At 70.3% G+C, this 21,749-nt stretch carries 16 protein-coding genes; 4 read left to right on the top strand and 12 right to left on the bottom strand.

Going from position 1 to position 21,749, the window contains the following annotated elements; all coding sequences use genetic code 11:
- A complete protein-coding gene (locus GTZ93_RS11360) occupies positions 1 to 1,323 on the top strand; it encodes a metal-dependent hydrolase family protein (RefSeq protein WP_139919230.1) in 1,323 nt (440 codons plus the stop codon).
- A gap of 277 nt (positions 1,324 to 1,600) precedes the next feature.
- Here GTZ93_RS11360 and GTZ93_RS11355 read toward each other — a convergent pair whose 3' ends face one another.
- Genes GTZ93_RS11355 through GTZ93_RS11340 form a run of 4 tightly spaced genes read right to left on the bottom strand, consistent with a single transcriptional unit; the run spans position 1,601 to position 12,073 of the window.
- Positions 1,601 to 3,346 carry an acyl-CoA dehydrogenase family protein gene (locus GTZ93_RS11355; protein WP_139919229.1) on the bottom strand — a complete coding sequence of 582 codons (1,746 nt, stop codon included), beginning with the start codon at positions 3,344 to 3,346 and terminating at the stop codon, positions 1,601 to 1,603.
- Complete coding sequence (locus tag GTZ93_RS11350) at positions 3,343 to 4,098, bottom strand: thioesterase II family protein (RefSeq protein WP_139919228.1); 756 nt, start codon at positions 4,096 to 4,098, stop codon at positions 3,343 to 3,345. The genes GTZ93_RS11355 and GTZ93_RS11350 overlap by 4 nt, the downstream gene beginning before the upstream one ends.
- Positions 4,095 to 7,067 (bottom strand): type I polyketide synthase, encoded by a 2,973-nt coding sequence (locus GTZ93_RS11345; protein ID WP_139919227.1) that lies wholly within the window; start codon positions 7,065 to 7,067, stop codon positions 4,095 to 4,097. The genes GTZ93_RS11350 and GTZ93_RS11345 overlap by 4 nt, the downstream gene beginning before the upstream one ends.
- Entirely contained in the window at positions 7,064 to 12,073 is a 5,010-nt protein-coding gene (locus tag GTZ93_RS11340) for a non-ribosomal peptide synthetase (RefSeq protein WP_257979245.1), read from the bottom strand. The genes GTZ93_RS11345 and GTZ93_RS11340 overlap by 4 nt, the downstream gene beginning before the upstream one ends.
- On the opposite strand from GTZ93_RS11340, the gene GTZ93_RS43235 reads away from it, so the two are divergent.
- Positions 12,020 to 12,211, top strand: coding sequence for a hypothetical protein (locus GTZ93_RS43235; RefSeq protein ID WP_139919225.1), 192 nt, complete (start codon positions 12,020 to 12,022; stop codon positions 12,209 to 12,211). The two genes, GTZ93_RS11340 and GTZ93_RS43235, sit on opposite strands and share 54 nt — an antisense overlap.
- 548 nt (positions 12,212 to 12,759) lie before the next feature.
- Here GTZ93_RS43235 and GTZ93_RS11335 read toward each other — a convergent pair.
- Positions 12,760 to 13,545 carry a DsbA family protein gene (locus GTZ93_RS11335; protein WP_161662770.1) on the bottom strand — a complete coding sequence of 262 codons (786 nt, stop codon included), beginning with the start codon at positions 13,543 to 13,545 and terminating at the stop codon, positions 12,760 to 12,762.
- Between the two features lie 99 nt (positions 13,546 to 13,644).
- On the opposite strand from GTZ93_RS11335, the gene GTZ93_RS11330 reads away from it, so the two are divergent.
- Positions 13,645 to 14,484, top strand: a complete 840-nt coding sequence (locus tag GTZ93_RS11330; RefSeq protein WP_139921206.1) for a LysR family transcriptional regulator — start codon at positions 13,645 to 13,647, stop codon at positions 14,482 to 14,484.
- A gap of 89 nt (positions 14,485 to 14,573) precedes the next feature.
- Here GTZ93_RS11330 and chrA read toward each other — a convergent pair whose 3' ends face one another.
- Both chrA and GTZ93_RS11320 read right to left on the bottom strand, forming a co-directional pair.
- Positions 14,574 to 15,737, bottom strand: coding sequence for a chromate efflux transporter (chrA, locus tag GTZ93_RS11325; RefSeq protein WP_139921205.1), 1,164 nt, complete (start codon positions 15,735 to 15,737; stop codon positions 14,574 to 14,576).
- A 259-nt stretch (positions 15,738 to 15,996) separates the two neighbouring features.
- The gene (locus GTZ93_RS11320; RefSeq protein WP_139921203.1) at positions 15,997 to 16,413 is read right to left on the bottom strand and encodes a DUSAM domain-containing protein; all 417 of its coding nucleotides are present in this window, start codon (positions 16,411 to 16,413) and stop codon (positions 15,997 to 15,999) included.
- 287 nt (positions 16,414 to 16,700) lie between these two features.
- Between GTZ93_RS11320 and GTZ93_RS11315 the strand changes: the two genes are divergently transcribed.
- Positions 16,701 to 17,258, top strand: coding sequence for a hypothetical protein (locus GTZ93_RS11315; RefSeq protein WP_139921201.1), 558 nt, complete (start codon positions 16,701 to 16,703; stop codon positions 17,256 to 17,258).
- A 3-nt stretch (positions 17,259 to 17,261) separates the two neighbouring features.
- Here GTZ93_RS11315 and GTZ93_RS11310 read toward each other — a convergent pair whose 3' ends face one another.
- The 5 genes from GTZ93_RS11310 to GTZ93_RS11290 form a co-directional block, all read right to left on the bottom strand.
- Positions 17,262 to 18,140 (bottom strand): DUF3014 domain-containing protein, encoded by an 879-nt coding sequence (locus GTZ93_RS11310; protein WP_139921200.1) that lies wholly within the window; start codon positions 18,138 to 18,140, stop codon positions 17,262 to 17,264.
- A gap of 69 nt (positions 18,141 to 18,209) precedes the next feature.
- Positions 18,210 to 19,274 carry a hypothetical protein gene (locus GTZ93_RS11305; protein WP_139921198.1) on the bottom strand — a complete coding sequence of 355 codons (1,065 nt, stop codon included), beginning with the start codon at positions 19,272 to 19,274 and terminating at the stop codon, positions 18,210 to 18,212.
- 11 nt (positions 19,275 to 19,285) lie between these two features.
- Positions 19,286 to 20,161, bottom strand: a complete 876-nt coding sequence (locus GTZ93_RS11300; protein ID WP_120576880.1) for a ribonuclease H-like domain-containing protein — start codon at positions 20,159 to 20,161, stop codon at positions 19,286 to 19,288.
- Positions 20,161 to 20,598, bottom strand: a complete 438-nt coding sequence (locus GTZ93_RS11295; protein ID WP_120576879.1) for a (deoxy)nucleoside triphosphate pyrophosphohydrolase — start codon at positions 20,596 to 20,598, stop codon at positions 20,161 to 20,163. The genes GTZ93_RS11300 and GTZ93_RS11295 overlap by 1 nt, the downstream gene beginning before the upstream one ends.
- A complete protein-coding gene (locus GTZ93_RS11290; RefSeq protein ID WP_257979398.1) occupies positions 20,595 to 21,734 on the bottom strand; it encodes an outer membrane protein assembly factor BamB family protein in 1,140 nt (379 codons plus the stop codon). Before GTZ93_RS11290 ends, GTZ93_RS11295 begins: the two co-directional genes overlap by 4 nt.
- Positions 21,735 to 21,749 lie beyond the last annotated feature (15 nt).

The raw sequence follows: 21,749 nt of genomic DNA, 5'->3' as shown, positions 1-21,749 counted from the left end.
TTGCGACGCGCTCTGCTCTTCGGCTCCCTCCTGTGGTCGCTGTCCTCCGCATCCGCCGCTGAACCCGCTCGGGTCCAGGTGCTGAAGGCCGCCCGCCTGTTCGATGCGAAGGCGGGGAAGATGATCACCCCGGGCGTGGTGGTGGTGTCGGAGGGACGGGTGGTGGGCGTGGGTCCGAAGGCGCCCGTGCCAGAGGGCGCGAGCGTCGTGGACCTGGGCGACGCTACGTTGCTGCCGGGCTTCATGGACGCGCACACGCACATGACGGTCGAGCCCGGTCCGGACTGGAGAAAGGACCTCATCGACGGGTTCCAGCGCACCATCCCTGAGCAGACGCTGGACACGCTGCCGTGGGCCCGAGCGACGCTGATGGCCGGCTTCACCACCGTGCGAAACCTGGGCGCGGAGGACTTCATCGACGTGGGCCTGCGCAACGCCACCGCGCGCGGCATCGTGGTGGGGCCGCGCATCCTCGCGGCGACGTCCAGCCTGAGCTCCACGGGCGGGCACTGTGACTACGGCAACTCGTTCCGCAAGGGACTGCTGGCCCAGGACGCCAGCCGCGGCGTGGCGGATGGGCCGGACGCGCTGCGCGCCAAGGTGCGCGAGAACGTGAAGTACGGCGCGGATGTCATCAAGGTCTGCGCCACGGGAGGCGTGATGAGCCTCAACGCGGACCCGGACGCGCCGCAGTTCACCCAGGCGGAGCTGGACGCGGTGGTGGACGAAGCGCACGCGCACCGGCGCAAGGTGGCCGCGCACGCGCACGGCGCGGAAGGGGCGAAGCGCGCCATCCGCGCGGGCGTGGATTCCATCGAGCACGGCACGCTGATGGACGATGAAGGCGTGGCGCTGATGAAGCAGAAGGGCACCTGGTACGTGCCCACGGCCTTTGCATTCTTCGGAATCAAGGAGCTGGCGGACCAGGGCAAGCTCCCGCCGGACACGGTTGCCAAGCTGCGCGCGGTGGACCGGCGACGGGAGTACGTGTTGCGCAAGGCGATCTCCTCGGGCGTGCGCATCGCCTTCGGTACGGACGCGGGCGTGTTCGCCCACGGGCGCAACGCGGAGGAGTTCGCGCTGCTGGTCCAGGCCGGCCTGACGCCCGCGGAGGCCCTGCGCACCGCCACGGTGAACACGGCGGAGTTGCTCGGTGTATCGGACAAGCTGGGGACGTTGGAGCCGGGGAAGCTGGCGGACGTGGTCGCCGTGCCGGGCAATCCGCTCCAGGACATCCGCGTGACGCAGAAGGTCTTCTTCGTGATGAAGGAAGGCGTCATCCACCGCGACGACACAGCGGCTGGCCCACGCGCCGCGCCGTAAGGCTCACGGTCCGGAATGCCGGGCTGACTGTCCGCGTCAAGGTCCGGGCCGGTGCGCTCCCGGGCCGCGAGCACCGCGAACTTGTCCGACTGTCGGACAGGTTTTCATCGCCCGCCGGCAGGCGCGCCCCCAGGCCGCGGGCACCGCGAACTTGTCCGACTGTCTGACAGGTTTTGGCGCACGGCGCTCCGGGCGGGCGGTTCGGCCCGTGTGGGGTCAAAGGAGCTTGTCCTCCACGAGGATGACACTGCGGCTTTTTGCGCAGCGCGCCATGGACTCACTTCCGGATGAGCACGTCACTCAGCAGGAAGTCGAGGGTGTCGCCCGTCAGCCAGCGTTCGCTCACGCCCGCGAAGTCCGGCTCCGCATCGGCATCGGCTTGGCGCCAGAGGTCCTCCAGGCGGTAGCGCGCGGCGGTGCAGTAGATGTCCGCCAGCGCGTCGGCTTGAGGCTGTCCGCGTGAAGCCAGGGCCGACGCGTGGGCCAGCGTGACGGACATCGTGAACAGCTCGTTGCAGAGCTGGTTCATCAGGATGAGCGTCCGCTGCCTCGCGTGCAGGGCTCCCGCATCCGGGGAGCGGCGCGACAGGTCCAGGCTTCGCTTCGCGAGCCGGTGCACCTCCCGAGCCGTGTGCTGGAGGTGTTCGCGGTTGCGGGGGGACAGATGCTCTTGCACGGGGAGGGGAGCAGGCGGCGACTCCAGCTCCGCCGCGTGCGCGGCCGTCGGGTAGTAGAGGGAGAAGAGGCCTTCCCTCGCGGCCTTGTGGTCCACCAGGAAGTCCACGCCTCCCGCGACCCGGAAGGCTCGGGCATCGCGCAGCGTGCGCTCCAGCGGAACCGGCGTGGCGCCCCGGGCTGCTTTGCTCTCCGACGTCTCGTAGCCTTCGGCGGCGAGCAGCGACATCGTCCGGTCCGCGATGCGCGCGCACGTCAGGGACGCGATGTTCTTGGCCGCCACCTGTTCGAACCAGCGCAGGGGAAGTGTGTCCGCCGTCACGCCGGTGAGGCTCCAGCGGGCCACACTCTCCATGGCGAAGACCTCCGCCGCCGTGGCGGACACCTGCCGCTGGATCTCGTCGAAGTCACCGAGCCTGCGCCCCTGTGCGAGCCTCCGGTGGAGGAACTCACGCGACCACTGGAGGCACTTCTTGGAGAGCGCCAGCGACGCGGCCACGATGATGTACATGCGCCCCAGGGCGCTGAGCGGCTCCAGCAACGGCGTGTTCCGCCAGTGCTCCTGCGACATCGCGAGCATCCGCTCCTTCGGCACTCGCACGTTGTCGAAGCTCAGCGAGGCGATGGGCAGTCCTCGCAGGCCCATCAGGCCGTGCTCGGCGCGGACGTGGAAGCCAGGACTGGAGGTCTCCACGACGAAGAGGCTGATCTGCTCGCGGCCGTCTTCCTGGAGCGTGGCGGTGACGTTCAGCAGATCCGCGATGGAGCCGTTGCCGATGAAGACCTTCTCCCCGTTGAGGACATACGCCGTTCCGTCCTCCGAGGGCACGGCGGTGGTGGACGCGCGCGGCACGGAGGCTCCGATGGGCTCTGTGTCCGCCCAGCCGGAGATGACTCCGTCGGCGACGCGGCCTCGGACGTAGTCCTTGAGGGGACCGTCTTGCACGGCTTCGATGATGGCTCCCGCGCCCAGGCCGCTATGGATGGCCAGCGTGTAGCCCACAGGCAGGCACACGCTCATCACGGCCTCGATGACGCGGAAGGTGTTCAGCATGGAGAGGCCCCGGCCTCCCAGCGCCCGCTCCACCTGGAGCTTGTAGTAGCCGCGTGAACGCAGGGCTTCGCGCAGCTCCGGCGGAATGCGGCCCGTGCGTTCAACCTCGTCCGGGTCCACGTGCGCCTGGAGGAACTGTTCGACCTCCGCGATGACGGCATCGCCTTGACGGCGTTCCTCCGCGTCCTGTTCGGGGAACGCGCGGACGAGGTCCCAGCGGAGCTTCCCCGCGAAGAGCTGGCCCAGGAAGCCCTCGCGGCTGCGGGTGGCGGGGTGCAGTGGCTCGTGGCTCATGGGGTCGACGTCCTTCTGGAGAGGGGTTCCGCGATGAGGCGCAGGAGGGTGGACTTCGGTTCGGGATCCCGAAGGTAGAAGTGGCCACCGGGCAGCAGGTGGAGCGCGAAGGGCCCGGAGGTGTGGACGCTCCACGGCTCCAGCTCGGTGCGGTTCAGGTCGTCCTGGGTGCCGCCCGTGACGGTCATCGCGCAAGAGAGGGGGGCGCGGTCCTCGTGCCGGTGGGACTCCACGAGCTGCAGATCCGCGCGCAGGCCGGGGAGGATGAGCTCGCGCAGCTCTTCGTCCTCGCGCAGTTCGTGGATCAGCTCTCCGTAGGTGGTCTCCAGGGCGGTGAGGAGTCCGTCCTCGTCCAGGTGGCTGGCGGGGATGCCTCGCGGAGGGAGCTGTGGGGCTGGGGCCGCGGAGAGGAACAGCGCATCGGGAGGCACGCGGCCCAGGTCGCGCAGACGGCGGGCCGTTTCGAAGGCCACGAACGCCCCCAGGCTGTGACCGAAGAACGCGAAGGAGGACCCGAAGTCCACCGCTTGAACCAGCGCGTCCACCAGTTCGTCCAGCCGGGTGAACGGCGCTTCCTCCGCCCGAGCCCCACGCCCCGGAAGCTGCACGCCCCAGACCTCGATGTCCGGGAGAAGGTCCGCCCAGCGGACGTACTCGCCCACGGATCCGCCGCTATGCGGGAAGCAGTAGAGGCGCTTCGAGGCTTCCGGACGCCGGATGCGGCACGCGAGCCAGGGAGAAGTCGAGCTCATGCCGGGGAGGACTCCGCGATGAAGCGGGTCAGGCGAGCCACGGTGGGCGCGCGGAAGAGGGCCTTCACCTTGAGGGGCGTGGCGACATGCGGACGCAACCGCGCGATGACCTGCGCCGCCATCAACGAGTCGCCTCCCAGCGCGAAGAAGTTGTCGTGCAGCCCGACCCGAGCCAGCCCCAGGACCTCCGCGAACGCGGCGGCGACCCGGCGCACGACTTCGTCCTCTGGCAGCTCCGGCACCTCCATGAGTTCAGGTTCGGGCGGCGGTGACACCAACGTGGCCGGGAGCGCCACGGTCGCGGCTGTAGCAGGGGCTTCGACGAGGTAGCGCTGACGTTCGAACGGGTACGTGGGCAGAGGCACCCGCCGACGGGTGACGCCTCCATGAAGTCCCTGCCAGGAGATCGCGACGCCCGCGCTCCACAGGCGCCCCGCGGCAGTGAGTGCGCTGACCGCATCGGACGTGTTGTCCGCGGGATGGGGCAGGGTGGCGACCGTGAGGTGTGGTCCTGCCGCGGGGTTCTGGCGCGCGAGCGTCGCCAGGGTTCGTCCGGGCCCGACCTCCAGGAACACGGCGGGCGAACCGGCGAACAACGTGTTCAGCGCGTCGCCAAAACGCACGGTGTGACGCAGGTGCGCGGCCCAGTACTCCGGGTCCACGGCCTCTTCCGCCGTGACCGCCACACCCGTGCGATCGGAGATCCACGGGAGCTGTGGAGGACGCCGCTCGACGCGCTGGACGCAGGCGGTGAACGCGGCCAGTGACGGTTCGACGAGTGGCGAATGTCCCGCGCCCGGAATGCGCAGCAGCTTCGACTCCACACCGCGCTCCATCAGTCGCGCCTGGAGCGCTTCGATCTCCGCCACCGGGCCCGACACCGCGCACTGCGCCGGCCCGTTCACTGCCGCCAGCGCGAGTCCGCCATGAAGCAGGGGCGCCAGCTCCGACTCGGGCAACGGCACGGCCAGCATGGCGCCCGCGGGCAGACTCGCGAGGATGCGCGAGCGCTCCAGGACCAACCGCAGCGCGTCCTCCAGACGGAACACCCCGGCCACCGTGGCCGCGGCATAGGCCCCCAGGCTGTGGCCCACGACCGCGGAGGGCTGCACGCCCCAGCGCTTCCACAGCCGCGCCACCGCGTACTCGATGACGAACACGGAGAGCTGACCGGTGACGAACTCGCCCATCCGGGCGGAGGCCTGCTCCAGCGCGGCGGCATTCGTGGGATCCGGATGGAGCACCGTCCCCAGGTCGAACCCGAGGAGCGGCGTCAGGTGCGCACGGCACGCGTCCACGGCCTCACGGAACGCCGGCTGCGAACCGTACAGCTCCCGGCCCATGCCCACGTGCTGCCCACCGTGGCCGGGGAACATGAACACCACCTGTCGCTCGCCGGCCTCCTGTTGCGCGAAGCCCTCTTGTTCCGACAGGGCGCGAAGGACGTCCGGGGTGTCCTCGCCCACCGCGAACGCTCGGTGCTTGTGCGCGGCACGCCCCATCTGGAGCGTCCAGGCCACGTCACCCAGCTCCGCCTCTGGATGCGCGCGCAGGTGCCCTTCGAGCCGCTCCACCGCGCGGGCCAGCGAGGCGGGACCGTGGGCCGACAGCACCATCAACCGCGGTGAGCGCGAACGCTCGGAGGCGGGCAGGGTGAGCGCCTCTTCCAACACGGCGTGCGCGTTGGTGCCGCCAATGCCCAGCGAGCTGACGCCGGCCCTACGCGGATGACCGTGGGTGTCCCAGTCCCGCAGCTCCGTGTTCACGCGAAAGGGGCCGTGCTCGAAGTCGATCTCCGGGTTGGGCCGTTCGAAGTTCAGACTCGGCGGCAGCTTCCGGTGCTCCAGCGCGAGCACCGTCTTGATGAAGCCCGCCACGCCCGCCGCCGCGTCCGTGTGGCCGATGTTCGTCTTCACCGAACCCAGCCAGCAGGACCGGGGCTCCCGCGCACCGAAGGCCTTCGTCAGCGCGGCGACCTCGATGGGATCGCCCAGCCGGGTGCCGGTGCCATGTGCTTCCAGGTAGCTGATGCTCGCGGGGTCCACGCCCGCGGCATGCAGGGCGGTCTCGATGACGCGGGACTGGCCCTCCACGCTCGGCGCGGTGAAGCCGATCTTCCCGGCGGCGTCGTTGTTGACGGCGGTGCCTCGGAGGACGGCGCGGAGGGTGTCTCCATCCTCCAGCGCATCCGCGAGCCGCTTGAGCACCACGATCCCCGCGCCGTTGCTGCCGACCGTGCCCTGAGCCCGAGCATCGAACGCGCGGCAGCGGCCGTCCGGTGACAGCGGCCCGCCCTCGCTGTAGTGACCGAACCGGGGCGGCACATGCACCGACGCGCCCCCCGCCAGCGCGATGTCGCAGTCCCCCGCGAGCAACGCCTGCGCGGCCAGATGGATCGCGACCAGTGACGTGGAGCACGCGGTCTGCACCGTGACGGCCGGCCCGCGAAGCCCCAACTTGTAGGCCACGCGGCTGGTGAGGAAGTCCACGCCCGTGGCCAGTCGGAGCTGCCAGTCACTGGCACCCGCGAGCAGGTCCCTCCGGGCCCGCAGCGCGGACAGGTAGTCCGTCTCACTGCCACCCGCGTAGATGCCAATGGCGCCCCGGTACCGAGCCGGATCATACCCGGCGTCCTCCAGCGCCTCCCGCGCGCACTCCAGGAACACCCGGTGCTGCGGATCCAGCATCAGCGCTTCCTGCGGCGACATTCCGAAGGCCTGCGCGTCGAACCGGTCCGCATCCGTGACCAGACCGAACGCGGGCACCTCCTCGCCCATGGCGCGCTCGGTGGGAGGTTCGGCGCAGGGCTGGCCGTCCGGACCGAAGAAGGTGATGGATTCGACACCGCCGGCCAGGTTGGACCAGAACTCCGCCGCGTTGGCCGCACCCGGAAGCCGGCACGCCAGTCCCACCACCGCGAGGTGCGCCGAACGGTCCTCCTCCTCCATCACGTCGAGCGACGCGCTCATTCCACTTCCTCCCGCGAGCGGTCCGACGACAGCCGGCCCTGCCGCCCCAGCAGGCGCGCACGGCCACTGCGCCGTTGCTCTTGGCGCTGTGCCTGCGAGGCCGCGGCCTCGCCGCCATCGTCGCGGCCCTGGAGGTGTCCGGCGAGCGCACGAACCGTGGGGAACTCGAACAGCGTCACCATGGGCACGTCATGGCCTATGCGGTGCTTCAAAAGGTGCTGCACCTGGGCCAGCAGCAGCGAGTGGCCCCCAAGGTCGAAGAAGTTGTCCTCCGCGCCCACGTTCTCCAGGCGCAGCGTCTCGCACCAGATGGTGGCGATCCGCCGCTCGTGCTCGTTCGCGAGCGGGACCCGAGGCGCCTGGGTTCCAGGCGTGGGTTCGGGCAGCGCCCGTTCATCCACCTTGCCACCGTGGGTGAGTGGCAGCGCCTTCAGCTCCACGTACGCGGAGGGGATCATGTACGCCGGCAGCTCGCGCGCCAGGTGCTCACGAAGCCGCGCCGGTGTGGGCAGGGGCTGACCCGCGAGCGGCACCAGATAGCCGACCAGCTGGGGCGCTCCACCGGGAGGGCTCCACGCGCGAACATGCGCCTCCGCGAGTCCCGGATGCGTGCGCAGGCGGACCGCGACCTCCGCGGGCTCCACGCGGAAGCCTCGGATCTTGAGCTGCGCGTCCATGCGGCCCATGAACTCGAGCATCCCGTCCGGACGGGCCAGGACCCGGTCGCCCGTGCGGTACATGCGAGCGCCTGAATGTGCCGAGTACGGGTCGGGGACGAAGCTCGCCGCGGTGAGGTCCGGGCGATTCAGATAGCCGCGCGCCACGCCGGCACCGCCCACGTACAGCTCTCCAGCGACGCCCGTGGGGACAGGTTGCAGCTCCGCGTCCAGGACATAGGCCGTGGTCCCGTCGATGGGCTGACCGATGGCTGGCAGTGTCTCGACGGGCCCTGAGGGCAGCACTTCGCCGGAGGTGGCCGTGACGGTGGTCTCGGTGGGGCCGTACTGATTGAACAGCCGCCACGGCAGTCCGGGGACGGGACGCGTGTGGAGTCGGTCACCGCCCGCGAGGACCGTGCGCAGGTCACATGACGCCGGCCATGGCAGGGCCAGCAGACGTTCCGCGAGCGCGGTGGGCAGGTCCGTGAAGGTGATGCGCTCGGAGAGGAGCCAGGCTTGGAGCCGCTCCGGGGACAGGCGCACGTCCTGCCCGGGGACATGCAACGACGCGCCCGCGGTGAGGGCAGGCCAGAGCTCCGCGACGGATGGATCAAACGCGGGCGAGTAGAGCAGCGTGGTGCGGCTGCTCGGCTCCAGTCCGAATGCGCGCCGATGCCACCCGACGAGGTGGGCCAGTGCGCCGTGCTCCACCACCACGCCCTTGGGGGCGCCCGTGGAACCCGAGGTGTACATGACGTAGGCCCGCTGCCCGGGCTGCACCTCCGTGGGCAGACCTCCCTGGGGCGTGCCGGGACCATGGAAGGACTCGATGCGCACGCGCTTCACCGTGGCAGGGAGTCGATCCACGAGCAGCCCGGTGGTGATCACCTGACGCACGCCAGCGTCACCCAGGATGAGGGCGATCCGTTCGGCCGGGTGCTCCGGATCCAGGGGCAGGAAGGCGGCTCCGGACAGCATCACGCCCAGCTCGGCCGTCACGAGCTCCGGACCACGAGGCGAGCAGACGCCGACAACCGACTCCACGCCCACGCCGTGCGCGTGAAGATGCTCGGCGATCAGCGTCGCGCGCCGGACCAGCTCCGAGTAGGTGAGGGTGCCTGTCTCGTCGCGCACGGCCACGGCGTCAGGGGTCCGCAGGGCCTGCGCCAGGACCTGCTGATGCACGGGCGGATCCACGCTGACGAGCTTGGTGGATCCGTTCGCCAGGACGACCTGCCGCTCCGCGTCCGAAAGCATCGGCAGTCGCGACACCGGCATCCCGGGACTGGCCACCGCGGCCTCGAGCAACCGGAGGAAGTGCGCGGCCATCCGCTCCATGGTCGAGCGGTCGAACAGGTCCCGGTTGTACTCCCAGATGAGCGAGATGCGCGCGTCACCGCGCGCGCGGTCGCCCAGGTGCCGGCCCGCGTGCGGAATGGCGACGACGTCCAGGTCCACCTTCGACGACCCATTGCCCCGCTCGAAGATGGTGCACGAGGCATCCCCCAGCCGAGGGCTCCGCACAGCCGAATCGTGAAAGCTGAACATGGCCTGCACGAGCGGATTGCGGCTGGGGTCGCGCTTCACGCCCAGGCCTTCGATCAGTTTGAGGAACGGATACGTCTGATGCTCGGCCGCCGCCACGGTGAGGTCGCGCACCTGACGGACCAGCTCGCGGAACGACGGCGCGCCGGAGACGTCACACCGGAGTACCACGGCGTTGACGAACATCCCGATGACATTCTCGATGTTCCGGACACCGGCCCGGGCCGCGAATGCCGAACCGATGCACAGGTCCTGCTCGCCGGTGTAGCGATGCAGCAGCGTGGCGAAGGCGGCGAAGAGGGCGTTGAAGAGGGTCACGCCCTCCTGCTGACAGAAGGCACGAAGGGCGCCGGGCAGGGCGGGTGGCAACTCCAGCCGGAGCAGGTCGCCATTGAAGGTCTGCACGCGGGGACGCGGATGATCGGTGCGCAGCGGCAGCACCTCCGGCGCACCGGCCAGCCGCGTCCGCCAGTAGTCGAGCTGGGCCTTCATGGCCGGACCATCGAGCGCCTCGCGCTGCCACGCCGCGAAGTCGCGGTACTGCACCGGCAGCTCCGGGAGCGGCGAGGACTCTCCGCGCAGATACGCGTTGTAGAGCACGTCCAACTCCCGCATCAGCACGGAGAAGGACACGCCATCGTGGACGACGTGGTGCTCCACGAGGACCAGCTCGTGATCATCCGGAGCCAGACGAACCACGGTCCAGCGCACGAGCGGCGGTTCGAAGAGCGACAGGGGCCGCCGCAGCTCCTGGCGGAGGGCCTCCTCCCGTCGGTGTTCCCGTTCGACCGATGACAGCCCGGACAGGTCGATCAACGGGACCTGCACCGGCGTCACGGGAAGAACGCGCTGCCACGGCCGGCCGTCGATTTCCTCGTAGGTCGTTCGCAGCAGTTCATGTCGCCGGGTGATCTCCGTCAGCGCGCGTTCGAGCACCGCCAGGTCCAGCCCACCCAGCACGCGGAGGGTCGTCTGCGCCTGGTAGGAGATGCTGCCGGGAGACAGCTTCTGGAGGAACCAGACCTGCTCCTGTTGCACGGACAGGGGAGCCCGTTCGGGGTCGGCGACGCGGACCACGGGCGGCAACACGTCCTTCGAGGGCTCGGCACGACGCGGCTCCAGCACGGTCGCCAGCTGGGAGATGCGACGGTGCGCGAAGAGCTCCGTCAGAGACAACGGGAGGCTCAGCACCTCCGCGACCCGCGCGGTGATCCGAGTGGCCAGCAGCGAGTGACCGCCCAGTTCGAAGAAGTCGTCCTCGATGCCAATCCGCTCCAGGCGCAGCTCCTCCTGCCACACCTGGACGAGTCCACGCTCCAGCTCCGTGCGAGGCGCGACATAGGCGCTGCTTCGGGTGGCGTGGGCTTCGGGCGTGGGAAGCGCCTGGGCGTCGACCTTGCCGGTGGGGCCGAGGGGTAGGGCGTCCACGACGACGAAGGTCCGGGGCAGCATGGCCTCGGGGAGCCAGGCGCGGAGGTGCTCGCGGAGCTGCTCCGTCCCGGGAACAGCCCGAGCGTCCTTCGGCGCGAACCACGCCACGAAGAAGACGTAGTGACCCTCGGTCCGCGCCATGACGTGCGCGGCCCCGACGTGCGGATGGGTCAGCAGCGCGGCGGTGATCTCCGCGGGCTCGATGCGGATGCCACGGACCTTCACCTGCCGGTCGGAACGGCCAAGGAACTCCAGCGAGCCATCCGGCAAGCGGCGTCCCAGGTCCCCCGTGCGATACAGCCGTTCGCCGCCGAACCGGGAGAACGGATCCGGAATGAAGCGGTCCGCGGTCAGGTCCGGCGAGCCCACGTAACCGCGAGCCAAACCTGGGCCGCCGATGAACAACTCACCGGTCTCGCCATCCGCGACGGGCCGCTGCTCCGGACCGAGGACATGCACCTCCACGCCACCGATGGGACGGCCGATGGAGGGCAGCCGTTCCCCGGCCGATGCGTCACCGGGGGGAACGGTCCCGGACGTGCTGTAGATGGTGCATTCGGCGGGGCCGTAGCCATTCACGAGCTGGAACGGCAGCCCGGGCCTGGGGTGCAGGTGCAGCCGGTCGCCGCCGGTGAGGATCAGGCGCAAGGCGCAGGACTCGGGCCAGGACAGAGGGAGGACGCGTTCGGCCAGCGGTGTGGGAAGGAAGATGCAGGTGATGTCCCGAGCCAGGAGCCAGTCCTGCAGCCTCTGGGGCGACAGTCGGGTCTCCTCGTCGGGCGGGAGCTCCAGTCGAGCCCCCGCGGCCAGCGACGGCAGGAGCGTCATGACCAAGGCGTCGAAGCCGGGCGAGGCCACCACGCCAATGCGATCCGCGGGCGACAGGCCAAACGTGTCGAGGTGGTACCCGGTGAACGCGGACAGCGCCCGGTGGCTGATCATCACGCCCTTGGGCAGTCCGGTGGAGCCCGAGGTGTGGATCACGTACGCGAGGTGATCCGGCTGGACGGTGACGCCCGGGTTCGCGTCCGGGAACGACTGGAGCTCCAGTGCCTCCGGAGCGAGGATCTGGATGCCGTCCGCCGCGAGCCGCTCCACGGCCGGCCCCGTGCCGATGACGAATCGTGCTCCCGCCGAAACGGCCATGTATCGCAGGCGTTCGGGAGGGGCGGACGGGTCCAGGGGAAGCCAGGCCGCGCCGGACTTGAGAACACCCAGGACGGATGCGACCAGCTCAACGCTTCGCGGAAGGCAGACGCCGACGAGGACATCCGGTCCGGCGCCTCGGGCAATCAGCGCATGGGCCACCCGGTTCGCGTGAGCATTCAGCGCGGCGTGGGTGAGGGAGCGGGCCCGGGAGGCAACGGCGATCTGGGAGGAAAGTTCGGTCGCTCGTCGCTCGACGAGCTGGTGGACGGGGGGCAGCAAGAATCCTCCAACCGGCGCCGCACCCGTCCGAATGAAATCAAGCGTTTAGCGGATTTGGGCCGTTTTCAGGATTTTACATGACTCAGTGAAACACCGTGAGACATGGCTGTCACATGGCTCGCCACAGGGAGTGCGAATCCACCCTGTTGGGTAGCGCTTGAGAGGAGCGGCCACAGAGAGTCCCGAGGGACTTCCTCTTGCCCCAGTTGCAGGGCGGCATCCAGGGACAGCAGATAGCCGGCACGTCCCGGGGCCACCTCGAGTGCGGTGTCCTGGCCCCACTGCCAGTTCCAGCCACCACACGCGCGCGTCGCTCCGAAGGGGCATCGTCTCGTCCCCGGCCATCAGATGGCGGCCTCCTCGTGCAGCGTGAGGTACGGAGCGACGGAAGTAGGCGGGTGCACAGCCGTGCGGCGTGGGGGTGAACCACAGCTGAAGCATCCGCGTGTCTTCATCCGTTTCGTTGCCCTCGGCGTGGACCATGCCGTCCCGGGCCGAAATCAACTGCGCCTCGCGTGGGCGCAGGCGGATGTCGGCCACGGGCGCAGGCTTTGGAGTAGGGGAACAGCCGAGCGCGGTGAGCCCCAACAGCTGGGCGCCGCCGCGCACCAGCGCACGGCGATCGAGCTTCACGCCTCGCCCCTTGCCCGCTTCGTCGCCCGAGCGAGCGCCTCGACCATGCGCGGTCCGGTCACGAAGCCGCTCGCGAGCACTTCGAGGCCGGCGCCGCCACGGAAGAGCACGGTGGGGAACCCGCTCACGCCCAGAGCCCGGACCTCCTGGAACTCGTTCGCCGTCGCCCGCTTCGCGTCCGCATGGTCGAACCGGTTCAGGAACCCCCTGAAGTCGAGGCCGTGCGCGGCGCAGATGCTCTCGTAGAAGGACGCCCCGGTCGGGTCCTCTCCCTCGGCGTAGAACTTCCGCTGGATGGAGGCAAACACCTCGTACGCACGCGTCTCCGGTCCCGGCATCTCGTCGAGCATCCCGCGCATGACGAGGAACGCGCGGCACGCAGGCTCGGTGTCGTAGTTGAACTCCGCCCGGTCGAGGAACCGGGTGGAGAACGGCTGCCCGGTGCGTGCGGCAATCTCCTCCCAGTGGTGGCGCAGGAAGCCTTTGAACCGCTCGTTCCAGGGGTCCCCGCCTCCCGCACGGAGCCCGCCCACCCGGATACGGAAGGGGATGCCCTTACGGTTTGCCGCCGCCTCCAGTTCGCGGAGGCCGGGCGAGCCTCCCCAGCACCAGGAGCACATCGGGTCCCCCACATAGAGCACTTCTCCCACGGGCCCCTCGGCGCTCGGCGCGGCGCTCGTCTGCGCCGCGCCGGGGAGCGCGCACGTCCCGGTCTCGGGGTCACACAGCGCCTGCACGTCAGAGGGCGTCTCGTTCTCGTTGTCGTGAGGGCGAGGGACCATGTGTTGCTCCTGCGGGAGTGGCGTCATTGCCACGCCCCGAGAGATAGCCCCAGCCCCGTGCGTTGACGACGCCCGCGGACGCGCACAGCATGTGCGTTCATGCACATCGCCTGGGACGACCTGCAGACGGTGGAGGCGCTGGTGCGCACAGGGAGCGTCGTGGGCGCGGCGCGCGAACTCTCGCTGCGCCACTCGACCATCTCGCGGCGGGTGGACGCCCTCGAGCGCGCGCTCGGGGTGCCGCTCTTCCTGCGTGGGGCGACGTTGCGCCCGACGCCGCTCGGCCTCGCCATTGCCGAGCGCGCGGGCCGCATGCACCCCCACGCCCTGGACGTGGGGGCACTCATCGAGGAGCAGCGCCGGGCGCGCGCAGGAAGGCTCGTCATCACGACGAACGAAGTGCTGGCGTCACTGCTGTTCGGCGCGCTGCGCACGTGCGGCTTCACTCAGCGGGTCCAGGTGCGCATCTCCGAGAGCGAGCTGGTGCTGGAGCCCGGGGTGACGGATCTGGCCTTACGGCCGAGTCACACGCCGGGCGGTGCGCTGCGGGGACAGCAACTGGGGAGGCTGCGGCTCGGAGTGTTCCGGGCGCGGGCAGCCCAGCAGGACTCGACGGCCTGGGTCCTGCCATCAGGGAACCTGCGCACCCGATCCTCCATGCGCTGGTGGAAGGCTGTCCCCGAGGACGCGGAGGCGCTCGTGGAGTGCGACACGCTGCTCGGCATCAGGGATGCCTGCGTCGCGGGCCTGGGGCGGAGCGTGCTCCCGGCGCTGCTCGCCGAGGGGGACCCGCGCCTGGTGCTGGAGCAGGAACTCCCGGGTGGCCCACCGGTGTGGCTGCTGTCCGCCGCCACCCGGCGCGCGGACGCGGCCCTCCGGCGGGCGCGGGAGTCACTCGCCGAAGCCCTCCGGAGCGCCCCGGGCGTGTGGGAGGCCTGAGGTCTTCAGAACACCCCAGCGAGAAGCTGACCTCCCTGACACGACAAGGCGCCGCCCGGTGACAGGCGAGAGCGTCTACGGGAATGGCTTCACAACCAAGCCCGCAGCAGCCCGGCGGCGGCTCCGCTCAGCACCAGCCACGCGGAGTTGACCCGCCAGCGGAGCAGCAACAGCGCCCCGAGCGCGGCCAGGACCACCGTCCAGCCATCCACCAGGGCCGCGCGTCCCAGCTGCCACGTCACCACGGCCATGAGGGCCAGCGAGGCCGCGTTGACGCCATCGAGCACCGCGCCCGCAGTCCGGGATCGACGAAGCCGGGGCACCAGGGGGCCACTGAGGGCGACGAAGACGAAGGCGGGCAGGAAGATGCCCAGCGTCGCGAGCCCCGCGCCGGGCGTTCCGCCCACCAGGTAGCCGATGAATGTCGCCGTGGTGAAGACTGGGCCCGGCGTGAACTGGCCCACGGCCACCGCGTCCAGGAGCTGGGCCTCGGTGAGCCAGCCCCAGCGTTCGACGAGATCCGCTCGGAGGAAGGCAAGCAGGACGTAGCCGCTGCCGAACAGCACGCTGCCGACCTTGAGGAAGAACAGGAAGAGGCCACCCAAGCTGAACGGCACGGCGGCCGTGGCAGCCATGACTGTGACGCCGTGGAGGGCGAAAGGCGTCAGCGTGAGCGCCGACCTGGAAGCTGGAGCGGATCGAAAGTGGTTCCAGGCCGCCAGGGAACCGCCGGCCAGGGCCAGGATGAGCAGTTCGTTGACGCCAAGAGCACTCGCCACGGCTGAACCGGCGGCCACGGCGATCCGGGGGCGCGTCGTCAGGGCCGTCTTACCGAGGCCCCACAGGGCCTGGAGCACCACGGCCAGGATGACGGGTTTCACGCCGTACAGCAGGGCGCCGGCTTGCGGCAGGGTGCCAAAACGCACGTAGGCCCACGCCGCCGCGAGCGTCAGGAGCATCGCCGGGACGATGAAGCACGTGCCGGCCACGAGCAGTCCGGGCCAGCCGGCACGCCGGTGGCCCAGGTGGATGGCCAGCTCCGTGGAGTTCGGGCCCGGGATGAGGTTGGTGGCGCCCAGCAGGTCGAGGAACTCCTCACGGGGCAGCCACCGGCGCCGCCGCACAAGTTCGTCTTCCATCATGGCGATGTGCGCGGCAGGGCCCCCGAAGGCCGTCAGCCCCAGCCGGAGGAAGACCCGCGCGACCTCACCAAGCGAACCCCGGGTGACGTCGTCGGAATGAGGGGAGTCCATGCGCCGAAAGAGCCTCGTGATGAGCCGGAACCGGCGGAATCGCGGCGGATGGTGCCACGGCGCCGGGCAGGGAACGGGCCTCAACGAACCCCACCTGGGACCCCAGAGGCCTGGGACCCCAGAGGCTTAGTTTACATAACGCTTCTTATCAGACGTTACGGCTGGGGGTCCCCCAAGGATTCCAGGCGCTTCCCCAGCCCGCCCAGGGCCTCCGTGGACGTCCGCGCAATCGGCCCAGCCCGCGCCTTGGTTCCGCCGTTCATGTGTCGTCGGGATCATCGACGTGGTCCAGGTACGCCTGGAGCTGTGCCCGGTAAAGCGGCACGACCTCCACCGCCATCGCGTCCTCAAGCACCTTCCGGGCCCCGGCCCTGTCCCCGCTCGCCTTGAGCGAGTCGGACGCTCCGAATGCTCGCCCGAGGCGATACGTACCCTCACGGGTCCGTCGATGAATCTCCCTCACGAGCGAGGCTGTATCCACCGCTCTGGCAAGTGCGTTGTCGGCCTCCGCGCGGGTCATTCCCACCTGGGGAGCCATCCTGCGCAGGAGCTCAGGCATCTCGGGGTCTTGCGGCAGGTCCGCGCCGTTCGCGAGCGCCAGGCCCAGGTCGATCACCTTTCGCCAATCATCGGACGTCACTGCGCTACCCCCGGTCCGCACATGTCGAATGGCCATTGCCGCTGCCCCTTGCAGCGTTCCATGCACGCGCCACAGGGACCGCCCCAATGCGGCTTCTTCGTGGATTGGCACCTCGCATACATGTCGATGCAGTGTTGCCGCCAACCGTCCTCGAGCTCGCGAGCGCCCTGCATCAACGTCACGGCTTCGCTCTCCGTCATCCCGCCCATCAGGCGAAAACTGATAGCACGGTGAGGCGCCACCGTCGGCCACCAACCTCCGGCCGTCACGCCGTGGAATCTCGTGCTTCCCGAGCCCGGTTCCGGAACGTACCTTGCCGCCCCATGCGCCTCTTCCGACGAACCGGACTCGCCGCGCTTTGCGGCCTCACCGCGGCCCTGCTGACGGGCTGCCCTGACAAGACGGCCCAGGCCCCCGTGGACGGCGGCGTCACCAGCGCCACGGCGGCCCCGGACTCGGGTCCCGAGGCCGTGGTCTTCACGCTCCAGTACCTGTCGCCGGATGGCGGCACCGCGCTCATCCCCCTGGCCCTGGAGGAAAAGCCGCTCGTGGAGCCCACCTCCGACCTGGAGCTGCGCAGCACCCTGGGCCTCAAGAACTACCGCGTCCGGCTCATGGACGAAGCCGACCGGGCCATGGTCTCCGACGACTCCGTGTCCGAGGCCGATGACGGCCTCGTGTACCGCATCCACCTGCCGCAGCCACTCAAGACCGGCTACTCGTACACCCTCGTCGTGGACTCACAGACCGGCACGTCGTTCCAGGACTCGATCGGCCGCGACGTCGAGGACCTCCGGGCCTCGTTCCAGATCATCGGCGACAAGGAAAAGCCCAAGCCGCCTCCGCCGCCCGCCAAGGGCGGCAAGAAGAAGTCCAGGTAGCCGTCACTCCTGCGTTTCGGACTGCCCCGGCGCCTGATCCGGCAACGGCTCGGGCGTGGCTGGCGCCGGGGTCGGCAGGTTCAGCGCCGTGCGCAGCTCCCGCAGCTTCGCCTGGATGAGCCGCATGTTCCCCGGGCCCATCCGCAACAGGTGCTTCTGGGCCTTGCTCAGGCCCTCCAGCTCCGGCGACGCATAGACATACAGCGCGCCCTTGGACTCCACCTCCACCGGCCCCTTCGGCACCGGCACCGCCAGCAGGTGCTGGATGGCCCGGCCGAACGCCGTCTCGAAGTGCTGATCCGGTGGTGCAATCTCCCGGTACGCCTGGTCGAAGAGCGGCTTCAGCTCCCGGTACACCATCGCCGCGCCGGACGCGTCCAGCGACCCCAGCACCCGGGCCACCAGGTCGTAGCGCGCGTAGCTCAACGGCGCGATCTCCGAGCGCCCGTTCGCCCCGGCCGCGCCCACCTGGAACGCCCCCACGGGCGCCATGAACAACAGCGAAGCCCGAGGACTCTCGCCTTCAGCGATGTTGCTCACGGACGCGGTGAACCGGCGCGCCAGGTCGCGCTCCTGGAGCCACTTCGCCAGCTCCGGGTCCACCGACAGCTTGCCCACCAGGTCGCGGATGCGGCCGTCGCTCTCCGGCAGCGACACCTCCGGAGGCACCTCCGCCACGCCAGCGTCCACGACGGGCGTTGCCGTCACCACCGGCGCCTCGGACTGCCGCCTCAGGCCGAAGTACGAACCGACCACGCCCACGACCATCAGCGCGACCAGGATGCCCAGGACCTTGCCCCGCGACGGTGCCTTCGGCGGCTCAGCCTCCGGCGTCGGCGGAATGGCTCCAGGGCCCTGATTCACGAAGTTCGGATCGCTCATGGTCCCGGACCTTACAGACAGGCCTCCGAGCCATTCCACGCGCGCGTGAACAATCCGCGCCGTCTGTGTTCACCGCGCGGAGAGGACCTCGTCTGGCAGGCGCCAGAGCTGGCCGTCCTCCGGCGACAGAATGAAGCCGCCGGGCAACAGGTGCACCGACGTGACGGCCTCCGTGGACAACGGCAGCTCCCACGCGCACACGGGCCGCAGCGACGCGGGGTCCAGTTGAAGCAGGTACCACTCCCCCGCCTCCAACAGGTCCTCCACCGCCACCAGCACCGCCCGCTCCGTCACCAGCCCGCTGTACCCCGTGGCGAGCGTGCCCTGCTCCGGCAGCAGGAACTCCGCCGCCAGCGTGGCCTCCGGGTACGTCCAGCGCCGCACCCAGGTGCCGCCCACGCCAACGAAGCCCGAGCCGTCCGGAAGGAACCCCGCCGGATAGAACGGCGCCTCCACCGAAGCCACCGCCGCGCCACGCACGAGCCCCGTGGCGCCGCGCTCCACGAACGTGAGCCACGTGCCCTCCTGGCCCAGGCTCACCGCCACGCCCATCACCGGCAGGCTCGGATGCGGCATCCATTCGTGCAGCCCGTCCAGGTCGTCTTCACCCAGCGTCGGCGCCCCGAGCTCGAGCCCCGCCTCCGTCCCCGCTACGTCCGATAACGTTCGGGCATCCAGGACGCGCAGCGACGCCCGCCCGTCCTGGACGCCGCTCGTCCACAGGCCCTCGCCGGTGATGTCGAACCCCAGGGCCTGCGTGTTCCGCGTCCAGGCCCGCGCGGGCGTGTCCACCGGACTCCCGTCCAGCGCCCGGCCCACCATCTCGATGCGCCCCGGGCCCAGCACCGCCGCGCACCCGAGCGACGGATGCAACGCCACGAGCCCCGCGGTCCTGGGCAGCTCCAGCGCACGCTCCGGCGGCCAGGACTCCCGCGCCCCGAGCACGGCCAGGCGCCGCATTCCCACGGCCAGCCCCACCGCGACGTCCGAGCCCGAGGCCGCGGGAGGCAGCACGAAGCCGTCACCCGCCCACTCCGCGTCCATCACCGGCAGGGTCGTGATCCGGGTGAGCGCCACGCGGCGGCTGGGGATGCCCCACGGCGTGCCGGGCCGCGGCCGGCCAACCCAAGGCACGACCTGGCCGCTCAGGAATCCTGCTCCATGGCCCGCACGCGCGCGAGCGTGTCCACGTCGCGCTCGGTGGGGCCCAACTCCAGGAGCAGCCGGCTCACGTCGTACAGCAGGTCCCCGCGCTCGAAGACCTTCAGCCGGGGGACGTCCAGGTTCAGGTCGTCCGCGCCCTTGTTGTACGCAAGGTCCATCAGCGACCGGAGCTGGAACGAGTCGTAGAGGTTGTACTCGACCAGGTAGCGCAGGGCCTCCACGTCGCCGCGCCGCAGGTACGCACGCCACAGCAGCACCGCGTCGTAGCCATTCACACCCTTCAGGTGCGGCGGCCGTCCCACGCCCAGCTTGTCCTCAATCTCCTTCAGCCCGCCGCCCATCCCCAGCCGCCGCGTCACGAAGCGCAGGTCGATGTGCGCCTCCGGCACCGGGAAGTTCTTCTCGCCGAAGTACTCCTTCAGCACCGGCACGTCGAAGCACGAGCCGTTGAACGTCACCCACAGCCGCCGCTTCGCCATGGCCTCTGGCAGCGCGTCCATGTTCCGGCCCTGGATGAAGACGTGCAGCCCCGCGGCGTCGAACAGGCTCACCACCGTGGGCACCTGCGTCTTGCTGCCGTCCGTCTCGATGTCGAAGTAGACGGCGTCGTCCTGGAACTCCGGGAACAGACGCCAGTGCTCGCGCGGCGGCACCATGCGGGCCAGGTCCTTCAAGTCGCGCCGGGCCAGCGCCGCCCGGGCCTCCGCGATGCGCTCGCGGGCCGCCGTGTCCGCCTTGCGGCTGATGACGATGCCGCCGTCCGGGAAGTCATCCCAGGTCCGGATGCCCTTGGACCACAGGTCCTTCTCGCGCCACGGCCCCACGCCGGGGATGAGCTGGAACGTGTGCAGCAGCATCAATCGAGCGCACCCAGCCTTCCCGCCAGCAGATCATCCAGGAGCGGCACGTCCGCCTCGCAGAACGGCAGCGCCTGCATCTCCGTGGGCGTGTGAAACGCCAGCTGGTGCGCGCCCAGCGGCTTCGGCTCACCGGACACAATCGTGGCCGCGAGCAGCACCAGCTCCACCGTGAGGTCCGGGTACGTGTGCCGGCCCTCCCACAGGCGGCGGCCCACGGACAGCTCCACGTCCAGCTCCTCGCGGCACTCGCGCGCGAGGGCGGCCTCGTCCGTTTCGCCCGCCTCCACCTTGCCGCCGGGGAACTCCCAGAGGAGCGCGCGGCTCCCACCGGGAAGGCGCTGCTGGACCAGGTACCGCGGCCCGCCGTCTTCCGGACCGGGCCGGGGAATCAGCGCGGCCACCACCCGCACCGTCCGGGGCACGGCGCGCGTCACCAGCGCGGCCCCTTCTTCACGTCGTTCATGTCCAGCGCGTACAGGTACGCGTTGTTGGACAGCACGTACACCCGCGAGCCCACCACGAACGGCGGCGCGGAGATGCCCACGCCCGGGTTCCACGCCAGGCGCGACTTGCCCGTCGTCGGATCCACGAACAGCAGCGCACGCTCGTTGGGCACCAGGAGCATTCCCCGCGCCAACACGGGAGCGAACGCCGTCTTGTCCTTGAGGGGGAGCGACCAGATGAGCTTCCCCGTCTCCCCCAGGTAGGCGTCCAGGCGGCCGTCGCCAGTGGCGAACACCACCTCGCCGCGCGACAGGAGCGACGTCAGGCCACCCACGCTGGCGTTCCAGATGACGGCGCCGGTATCCGCCTCCAGGGCGTACAGGCCGTTCTTGTACGAGGCCACATACAGCCGCCCCGCCGAGTCGATGGCGGGCGTGGTGTCCACGTCCAGGAACTCCGTGCCCGCGCCCGACAGGGACTTCTCCCAGACGACGCCGCCGTCCTCCACCTTGAGGGCGACGAGGAAGCCGTCGGAGAAGCCGACGTACGCGGTGTCCTGGTCCACCTTCGGCGCGGAGGCGCCCCGGATGGTGAAGCCGGACGGCGGGTCGCGCCGGTACTGCCACACCCAGGTGCCGTCCGTGGCCTTCACCGCGAACACCGTGTCGGTGTCCGTGGCCACCAGCACCAGGCCGTCCGCGAGCACCGGCACCGTGGCCAGGGACTCGCTGGTGGCGTACTTCCACTTCACCGCGCCGGTGCGTCCGTCCAGCGCGTACAGCACGCCATCCCCGCCCGGCAGGTAGACGACGCCCTCGCTGACCAGGCCGCCCGCGAGCGCCCGGGCCCCCGTGCGGAAGGTCCAGGACACCTTCGCGTCCGGCCCCACCGCGCGGACATAACCGTCACGCGTCTGCACGATGACGTTCCGGCTCTCCGGGTCGTACACCGGAGAGGCGGGCTCGCGCGGCGAGTACTCCAGCAGCGGGACCTTGTCGACGAGCCCCGTCCACCAGTTCACCTGGAAGAAATCCACCGGCGGCTGACGGGGCGCCGCGGGCAGCTCCGGGTTGCCGTACAGCGGCGCCGTCGCGCACCCGGCCAGGAGCCCTACCCCGGCCACCATTCCCACCCACCGCTT

This window comes from Corallococcus exiguus, assembly GCF_009909105.1.
Lineage (GTDB): Bacteria > Myxococcota > Myxococcia > Myxococcales > Myxococcaceae > Corallococcus > Corallococcus exiguus.
This window is presented reverse-complemented; position numbering and strand designations above follow the sequence as displayed.

Coding starts and splice junctions, on each gene's coding strand:
- GTZ93_RS11355 (WP_139919229.1), bottom strand. CDS start 3,346: ATGAGCCACGAGCCACTGCACCCCGCCACCCGCAGCCGCGAGGGCTTC.
- GTZ93_RS11350 (WP_139919228.1), bottom strand. CDS start 4,098: ATGAGCTCGACTTCTCCCTGGCTCGCGTGCCGCATCCGGCGTCCGGAA.
- GTZ93_RS11345 (WP_139919227.1), bottom strand. CDS start 7,067: ATGAGCGCGTCGCTCGACGTGATGGAGGAGGAGGACCGTTCGGCGCAC.
- GTZ93_RS11335 (WP_161662770.1), bottom strand. CDS start 13,545: ATGGTCCCTCGCCCTCACGACAACGAGAACGAGACGCCCTCTGACGTG.
- GTZ93_RS11330 (WP_139921206.1), top strand. CDS start 13,645: ATGCACATCGCCTGGGACGACCTGCAGACGGTGGAGGCGCTGGTGCGC.
- chrA (WP_139921205.1), bottom strand. CDS start 15,737: ATGGACTCCCCTCATTCCGACGACGTCACCCGGGGTTCGCTTGGTGAG.
- GTZ93_RS11320 (WP_139921203.1), bottom strand. CDS start 16,413: ATGGCCATTCGACATGTGCGGACCGGGGGTAGCGCAGTGACGTCCGAT.
- GTZ93_RS11315 (WP_139921201.1), top strand. CDS start 16,701: ATGCGCCTCTTCCGACGAACCGGACTCGCCGCGCTTTGCGGCCTCACC.
- GTZ93_RS11310 (WP_139921200.1), bottom strand. CDS start 18,140: ATGAGCGATCCGAACTTCGTGAATCAGGGCCCTGGAGCCATTCCGCCG.
- GTZ93_RS11300 (WP_120576880.1), bottom strand. CDS start 20,161: ATGCTGCTGCACACGTTCCAGCTCATCCCCGGCGTGGGGCCGTGGCGC.
- GTZ93_RS11290 (WP_257979398.1), bottom strand. CDS start 21,734: ATGGTGGCCGGGGTAGGGCTCCTGGCCGGGTGCGCGACGGCGCCGCTG.